This is a genomic window from Zemynaea arenosa, assembly GCF_004614185.1.
Lineage (GTDB): Bacteria > Pseudomonadota > Gammaproteobacteria > Burkholderiales > Burkholderiaceae_D > Telluria > Telluria arenosa.
The window spans coordinates 1-8216 of record NZ_SPVF01000110.1 but is presented as its reverse complement, the minus strand read 5'-3'; the positions used below and the strand labels follow the sequence as shown (position 1 = coordinate 8216).

Genomic DNA, 8216 nt, shown 5'->3' with positions numbered 1-8216 from the left:
GCCCGAGGACACGGACCGCTCGATCGAATTCGTGGTCGCCCACAGCGCCCAGCGCGAGGTCGAAATCCTGCATGACAACCTGCTGACCTTCTTCGCCGCCGACCCCACGCTGCGCCCGCGCGACGTGGTGGTGATGGTGCCGGACATCGACACCTTCTCGGCCGCGATCCACGCGGTGTTCGACCAGCACCGCCGCAGCGACCCCCGCTACATTCCCTTCGAGATCGGCGATGTGCGCGACCGCAGCGTCAACCCGCTGCTGGGCGCCCTGGAGTGGCTGCTGCGCCTCCCGCAGCAGCGCTGCCGTCAGAGCGAAGTACGCGACCTGCTGGACGTGCCCGCGCTGGCCGCGCGCTTCGGCCTCGACGAGGACGACCTGCCCACGCTGGGCGCCTGGATCGAAGGGGCCAGCGTGCGCTGGGGCCTGGACCGCGAACACCGCGCGGGCCTCGGACTGGGCGCGGCGGGCGAACAGAATGCTTGGATCTTCGGCATCCGCCGCATGCTGCTCGGTTACGCAAGCGGTTCCGGCACGGCTTTCGGCGACATCGAACCGTACGGCGAAGTGGGCGGCCTCGATGCGGCGCTGGCCGGCTCGCTCGCCCAGCTGGTGGAAGCGCTGCTGGCCTGGCGCACCACCTTGATTGATGCGCGCAGCCCCGCCGACTGGGGCGTGCAGGCGCGCGCGCTGCTGGCCGCTTTCTTCGTGCCGCAATCCGAAGAAGACCGTCTGACCCTGTCCCAGCTCGACGCGGCGTTGCAAGGCTGGCTCGAAACCTGCGCCGACGCGGGCTACGAGGAACCAGTGCCGCTGGCGGTGCTGCGCGAAGCCTGGCTGGGTGCAATGGCCGAGCCCACGCTGAACCACCAGTTCGTATCCGGCGGCGTCACCTTCTGCACCTTGATGCCGATGCGCGCGGTGCCGTTCCGCGTGGTCTGCCTGCTCGGCATGAACGATGGCGACTTCCCGCGCCGCGCCAGCCAGTCCGACTTCGACCTGCTCGCGCTCCCCGGCATGGCGCGCCCCGGCGACCGCTCGCGCCGCGACGATGACCGCTACCTGATGCTGGAAGCCGTGCTGGCCGCGCGCGACAAGCTGTATGTGAGCTGGGTCGGCCGCAATGTGCGCGACAACTCGGAGCAGCCGCCGTCCGTGCTGGTCTCGCAGCTGCGCGACTATCTTGCCGCGGGCTGGCAGCTCGATGTGCACACGCTGACCACCGAGCACCCGCTGCAGCCGTTCAGCCGCCGCTATTTCGAACGCGCTGGCCTGCCCACCTACGCGGGCGAATGGCGCGTGGCGCACACCGACCGCGATGTGGAAGAGGGCGCGCTGCCGCCGTACGAACTGGAACCGAACTTCACCCTGCGCCTGAACGAGCTGGCCGAATTCCTGCGCCAGCCCGTGCGCCACTTCTTCCGCCGCCGCCTCGGCGTGATGTTCGGCGAGACCGCACAGGTGGGTGAGGACGAGGAACCGTTCGCGCTCGACGCACTGGAACGCTACTTCCTGGAAGACGAACTGCTGGACGACGCGGGCGAACCCGAGCCGCTGGACGAAGTCCGCGCACGCCTCGCCGACCGCGCGCAAAAGCTCGCGCGCGAGGGCGTGCTGCCGATCGGCCTCGTGGGCCGCCGCTGGGAAGAGCAACTGGTGCAAGAACTGGTACCGGTCCGCAGCGCATGGCTGGAGCTGGGCGCCCAGTTCTCGGAGCCCGCGCCCAAGCTGTCGGTGAGCCTGGACTTCGGCTCCATCCGCATGGACGACTGGATCGACAAGCTGCGCGCGGGGCAGGGCGGCGTGGCGTGGCTGGCGCAGTCGTCGTCCAAGGCACTGGCCGCCGGGGGCGGCATCCGGCTGGACAAGCTCGCGTGGGCATGGCTGCGTCAATTGGCCGCCGCCGCTGCCGGGTCGCCAGTGACGGGCTACCTCGTCGCCCGCGACGCCATCCTGCGCATGGACGCGCTGGATCCGGCGTATGCCCGCGCGACGCTTAACAACCTGGTCACGCTGTGGCGCCGTAACCTGGATACGCCCTTGCCCGTCGCTTGCAATACCGCGCTGGCCCTGCTCAGCGGCGACCCCGCCGCTCCTGTCTATGACGGCGGCCATGACGTGCGCGGGGAAGGCTCGGACCTCTGCCTGGCGCGCCTTTGGCCCGAATACGCCGATTTGAAAGCGGTGGAAGACTGGCCGGCCATGGCCGCTGCCGTCTATCAGCCGCTGCTCGACTGGTCGCAAACGCAGGTGCATGCGCAACTGATCGTGGAGCTGCAGGCATGAGCGTCCATCTCGACCCGCTGACCTTCCCGCTGCATGGCTCGCGCCTGATCGAAGCCTCGGCCGGCACCGGCAAGACCTGGACCATCGCCGCGCTGTACGTGCGCCTGGTGCTGGGCCACGGCGGGGAGGACGCTTTCGCGCGCCCGCTGATGCCGCCCGAGATCCTGGTGATGACCTTCACCCGCGCCGCCACCCGCGAGCTCTCCAACCGCGTGCGCGAACGCCTGATCGAAGCCGCCGCCTTCTTCCGCGGCCAGTCCGCCAAACCCGATCCCTACCTGCAAGCGCTGGCCGACGAATGCAGCGGCGAATCCGAGCGCATGGCCGCCGCCCACCGCCTGGTACTGGCTGCCGAAACGATGGACGAAGCAGCCGTCTTCACCATCGACGCCTGGTGCCAGCGCATGCTGCGCGAGCACGCCTTCGACAGCGGCAGCCTGTTCGACGAGGAACTGGTCAGCGACGAGCGGGTCCTGTTCGAGGACGCCGCGCACGACTACTGGCGCCAGCACGTGTACCCGCTCAATGCCAACGCGCTCGAACTGGTGCTGGCCTGCTGGGGCGATGTGGAGGTCCTCAAGCGTTCGGTGGTCCAGCTGGTCCACCGCACCGACCTGCTGGGCGACGTGCGACCCGGCCCGCTGGTGCGGCTGGTGGCGGACCTGGAGCGCGGCCGCCGCGAGGAACTGGCGCGCCTGAAGGAGGGCTGGCTGGAGCGCATCGACCAGATGGAGCAGTGGATCGCCGGGCACCGCGCCGCGAACCCGAAAGCCTTTAACGGCAACAAGCTGCGCGCCGATTCGCTGACCAAATGGTTCGCGGCCTTCCGCACCTGGGCGGGCGATCCGCTGGCCGAAGTCCCCGCCGTCACGCCCACGGCGTGGACCCGCCTGACGCCCGACGGCATCGCGGATGCCTTCGGGGCTGGCTTCACAGCCACGATCCCCGGCTGCTTCGACTGCACCGGCGACCTCAAGGCCTGCCTGGACAAGCTCGATCCGATCTCGCACGCGCTGGTCAAGCACGCCGCCGCCACCATCGCCCAGCGCATGGCCGAGCTGAAGGCGCGCGTGCGCCAGTTCGGCTTTGCGGACATGCTGGAACGCCTGAAGGCCGCGCTGCAAGGCCCCAACGGTGTCGCCCTGCGCAAGCGCATCGTGGAGCAGTACCCGGTCACGCTGATCGACGAATTCCAGGACACCTCGCCGGACCAGTACACCATCTTCAACCTGCTGTACCGCGTCGCTGACAACGACCCGGCGCACGGCCTGTTCCTCATCGGCGATCCGAAGCAGTCGATCTACGGCTTTCGCGGTGCGGACATCCACAGCTACCTGGCCGCGCGCCGCGCCACCGAAGGCCGCCATTACCAGCTCGGCACCAACTACCGCTCCACGGCGGCGCTGGTGCAGGCGGTGAACCAGCTGTTCCTGCATGCGGAGCAGGGCTATGCGGCGGCGGCCTTCCGCTTCAAGAAGGGCGAGGTCAATCCGTTGCCGTTCGAAGCCGTCGATGCCAAGGGCCGCCCCGAACACCTGACCGGCGTCGCCGGCCCCTATCAGGCGCTGGCCCTGTGCGCGACCGCGCGCGACGACCTGAAGGCCGCCGACTACCGCGAATTCTTTGCCAGCCACTGTGCGGAACACATCGTGCAGCTGCTGAACGACCCGCAGGCCGGCTTCGCGGATGGGCCCCAGGGCTTCCGCCGCCTGGTCCCGGCCGACATCGCGGTGCTGGTGCGGGACCGCAACGAGGCGCGCGCCATCCGCCGTGCGCTGGCCCGGCGCAACGTGCCCACCGTGTACCTGTCGGACAAGGACTCGGTGATGAAGAGCGTGGAGGCCGAGGACATGCTGCGCTGGCTGTCCGCCGTGGCCAGCCCACTGGACGGCATGCTGGCCCGCGCCGCCTTCGCGACCCGCACCGCGGCCCTGCCGCTGGCCGAACTGGCGCGCCTGTCCGCCGACGAACTGGCGTGGGAGCAGCGCGTGGAGCAGCTCAAGGCCCTGCACGTGGTGTGGCAGCGCCAGGGCGTGCTGGCGATGCTGCGCCGTTTCATCCACGAGCTGCAGCTGCCGTCCATGCTGCTCAAGGAGACCGGCGGGGAGCGCAAGCTCACCAACCTGCTGCACCTGGCCGAACTGCTGCAGGAGGCCAGCACCCAGCTCGATGGCGAACAGGCCCTGATCCGCTGGTTCGCCGAGCAGGTGGAAGGCGAGGGCGAAGTAAGCGACGAACGCGTGCTGCGGCTGGAGAGCGATGCGGACCTGGTCAAGGTCATCACCGTGCACAAGTCCAAGGGTCTGGAGTACCCGCTGGTGTACCTGCCGTTCGCCGTCTCGGCGCGCAAGGCGGACCGGCGCAACCGCAGCTTCCTTGAGTACGTGGACGAGGAAGGCACGCGCCGCATCGACCTGGCGCTGTCCGACGGCGCGCTGGAGGCCGTCGAACGCGCCCGCATCGAAGAAGACCTGCGCCTGCTTTACGTGGCCTTGACGCGGGCGCGCCACTTCCTGTGGCTGGGTGTGGCCGCCGTGGCGGCACCGCGCGGCAACGGCAACACGCTGCACGACTCGGCTCTCGGCTACCTGCTGGGCGGCGGCGATCCAATCGCCGCGTCGGAGCTGGACGCAGCCCTGCAGCGCATCAGCGGCGGCCACCCAGCCATCGAATTGCAGTCGCTGCCCGCGGAGCATGGCCTCACCGTGCTGGCCCGTGACGAAGCCAAGCCGGAGCTGCTGGACGCGCGCCGCTTCGACGCGCAGTTCGAGCGTGACTGGTCGGTCGGCAGCTTCACCTCGCTCACGCGCCAGGCCAACGCCGCGCCGATGCGGGCGCAGGACGAAATCCTGTTCGAGGACGGCGAAGCCACGGCCGCCGCGGCAGCGAAGAGCGAGGACGCACCCTGGCACCGCTTCCCGCGCGGCGCCTACGCCGGTAACTTCCTGCACGAGCAGCTGGAATGGCTGGCGGGGGACGTGGGCTTCGCCAGCGTCGACGACGAAAACTGCGCGGCCCGCATCGGCCCGCGCCTCAAGCGCGCGGGCTGGGACAACCGGCAGGACGACACCATCGCCTGGCTGCACGCCATCGCCACCACGCGCCTGCCGCCGCTGGGCGCCGCGCTGGCGGACCTGGACGGTGTGCTGCCCGAGATGGAATTCTGGTTCCCCAGCGAGCACCTGGACGCGCGCGCGCTGGACCGCCTGTGCGCCGCGCGCGTGCTCGATGGCGTCGGTGCCAAGCGCGCGCCGCTGCCCGAGCGGCAGCTGCACGGCATGCTGAAAGGCTTCGCCGACCTGGTGTTCGAACATGAGGGCCGCTACTGGCTGCTGGACTACAAGTCGAATGCCCTCGGCGCCGGCGACAGCGCCTACAGCCGCGCTGCGATGGCGGCCGGCATGGCCGACCACCGCTACGACATCCAGGGGACCATCTATCTGCTGGCCCTCCACCGGCTGCTGCAAAGCCGTCTGGGCGAGGACTACGAACCGGCGCGCCAGCTGGGCGGCGCGATCTTCCTGTTCCTGCGCGGGATCGCCAACCCGTCCACGCGCGGCTGCTTCCTGATCGAGCCGGATGCGGAGCTGCTGGACCAGGTGGACCGCATGATGAAGGGAGAAGCATGAACGCGCCCCACGCTCCCGAGACCGTGCCGCAGGAATTCTGGTCCGAGATCGACCGCCTGACCGGCGCGGGCGCGCTGCGCCGCCTGTCCGGCGTGTTCGCGCGCTTCATCGGCTCCCTCGGCCACGCGGGCGGCCCGCTGATGCTGGCCACGGTGGTGCTGTCCGAACTGGAAGGCCGCGGCCACAGCTGCCTGGAACTGGCCGACCTGGCCAGCGACCCCGCCGCGCTGCTCGGCTGGGAGGCGCCGGAGTGGCGCGCGCTGGCCGCGACCTGCGGCACGGTACCTCGCACCGTGAAGACGTGGCGCGAGGCGCTGGCGGCCTGCGAGCCGGTCTGGTGCCCTGGTGATTTCGACTTCGGCGAACCGCTGGTGCTGGAAGAAGAGCGCCTGTACCTGCGCCGCTACTGGCGCGACGAAGCACTGGTCGCGGACTCGGTGCGCCAGCGCGCCCGCACCCTGCGCGCCATCGACGCGCACGAGGTGAAGGGCTGGCTGGACGTGCTGTTCGCCTCCAACCAGCGCCACGGCGAGCCACCGGACTGGCAGCGCCTGGCCTGCGCCATCGCCGTGCGCGGGCGCATGGCTGTGATCACAGGCGGCCCGGGGACCGGCAAGACCTACACCGTGGCGCGCCTGCTCGCGCTCCTGTTTGCTTTGGCGGGAGACGAGGCCCAGCGCCAGCGCATCGCCCTTGCCGCGCCGACCGGCAAGGCGGCCGCGCGCCTCAAGCAGTCGATCGAAAAGGCACTGGGCGACCTGGCCGAGCGCGTGGGCGGCGCGCTGCCGCTGCGCGAGCTGACCACCCGTATGGGCGCCGCGCGCACCCTGCACAGCCTCCTCGGCGCCCGTCCGGACACGCGCGCGTTCGCCCACAACCGTGGCAACCCGCTCGACGTGGACGTGCTGATCGTCGACGAAGCCTCGATGGTGCACCTGGAGATGATGGCCGCGCTGCTCGATGCGCTGCCGACCACCGCCACCCTGATCCTCCTGGGCGACAAGGACCAGCTGGCGTCCGTAGAAGCGGGTGCCGTGCTGGGGGACCTGTGCCACGACGCGCAGGCCGGCCGCTACACGCAGGAGACGCTGGATTATGCCGCCGCCTGCACCGGTGAATCCGTGCCGCCGCAATTCGCGGGGCAGGGCGGGCCGCTGGCCCAGCAGACCGTGATGCTGCGCCACAGCCGCCGCTTCGGCGGCCCGATCGGGCAACTGGCGCTGGCCGTGAACGACGGCGACACCGCGCGCGCCTTCGCCGTGCTGCGCGCGGGCGACGCGGCGGTGCAATGGCAGGAGCGCGCCAGCCAGCAGTCCGTGGTGGCGCTGGCGATGGAAGGCTACCGGCCCTACCTGGACCTGGTGCGCACCGACTCCCACGACGCCAAGCCGATCCTGCAGGCCTTCGAGGCCTTTCGCATCCTGTGCGCGGTACGCGATGGCGAATGGGGCGTGGAGGGCTTGAATGCGGCGATCGAAGCGAAGCTGCAGGGCGCGCGTCTGCTGCCGCGCGGCGGCGAGTGGTACGCCGGGCGGCCGGTCATGGTGACCCGCAATGACTATGGCACGGGCGTCTTCAACGGCGACATCGGCCTGACCCTGCCGGATCCGCAGCGGCCCGGCTCACTGCGTGTCTACTTCCTGGAGGGCGACACCGTGCGCAGCGTGCTCGCCACGCGCCTGCGCCATGTGGAGACGGCGTACGCGATGACGGTCCACAAATCGCAGGGCTCGGAGTTCCGCCACACGGTGATGGTGCTGCCGCGCGAACGCAGCGCGGTTATCACGCGGGAACTGATCTACACCGGCATCACGCGCGCCAGCCAGGTGTTTACGCTGATGTCCTCGGGCGGCACGGTGCTGGAGGAAGGCATCGTGCGCCGCACCCAGCGCGCCAGCGGCCTGCGCGGCAAACTGGCCTGACCGGAACCTGTCCATGAACGCAACCATAGACTCCGAACCGCGCCATTTCGGCGCCCGCCGCCTGGCGCTGTCGCTTGGCGGTCTGCTGGTGAGCGAGCATGAGCATGCGCCGTTGGAGCAGCTGCCGCTGCACATGCACGAAGCGCCGTATCTGTGCCTGGTCACCGGCGGGGACTACACCGAGTCGACGGCCAGCCGCGTCACCCACGCGCGCGCCGGCGCCCTGCTGGGCCATGCGGCGGGCGAGCGCCATGCCAATGCCTTTGGCGCGGCCGGCGGGCGCTGCCTGAACATCACGCCCACCGGAGACTGGCGCGGTGACGGCTGCTGGGAGGACTGGTTCGAGCGGCCAGCGGCCATCAGCGCGGCGGTGCCTGCCGC

Annotated in this window: 4 protein-coding genes; all 4 read left to right on the top strand. The window is 70.3% G+C overall.

Features of this window, described 5'->3' with window-relative positions; translation table 11 throughout:
• A partial coding sequence (recC, locus tag E4L96_RS08365) for an exodeoxyribonuclease V subunit gamma (RefSeq protein WP_135206759.1) occupies nt 1-2284 on the top strand: 2284 nt, incomplete at its 5' end.
• On the top strand, nt 2281-5913 hold the full coding sequence (recB, locus tag E4L96_RS08360; RefSeq protein ID WP_135206758.1) for an exodeoxyribonuclease V subunit beta: 3633 nt from the start codon (nt 2281-2283) through the stop codon (nt 5911-5913). The genes recC and recB, both read left to right, overlap by 4 nt.
• Nucleotides 5910-7835, top strand: coding sequence for an exodeoxyribonuclease V subunit alpha (gene recD / locus E4L96_RS08355; protein ID WP_135206757.1), 1926 nt, complete (start codon nt 5910-5912; stop codon nt 7833-7835). Before recB ends, recD begins: the two co-directional genes overlap by 4 nt.
• Nucleotides 7836-7848: 13 nt before the next feature.
• Nucleotides 7849-8216 (top strand): hypothetical protein (locus E4L96_RS08350; protein ID WP_220433410.1); only part of this gene is annotated, 368 nt, incomplete at its 3' end.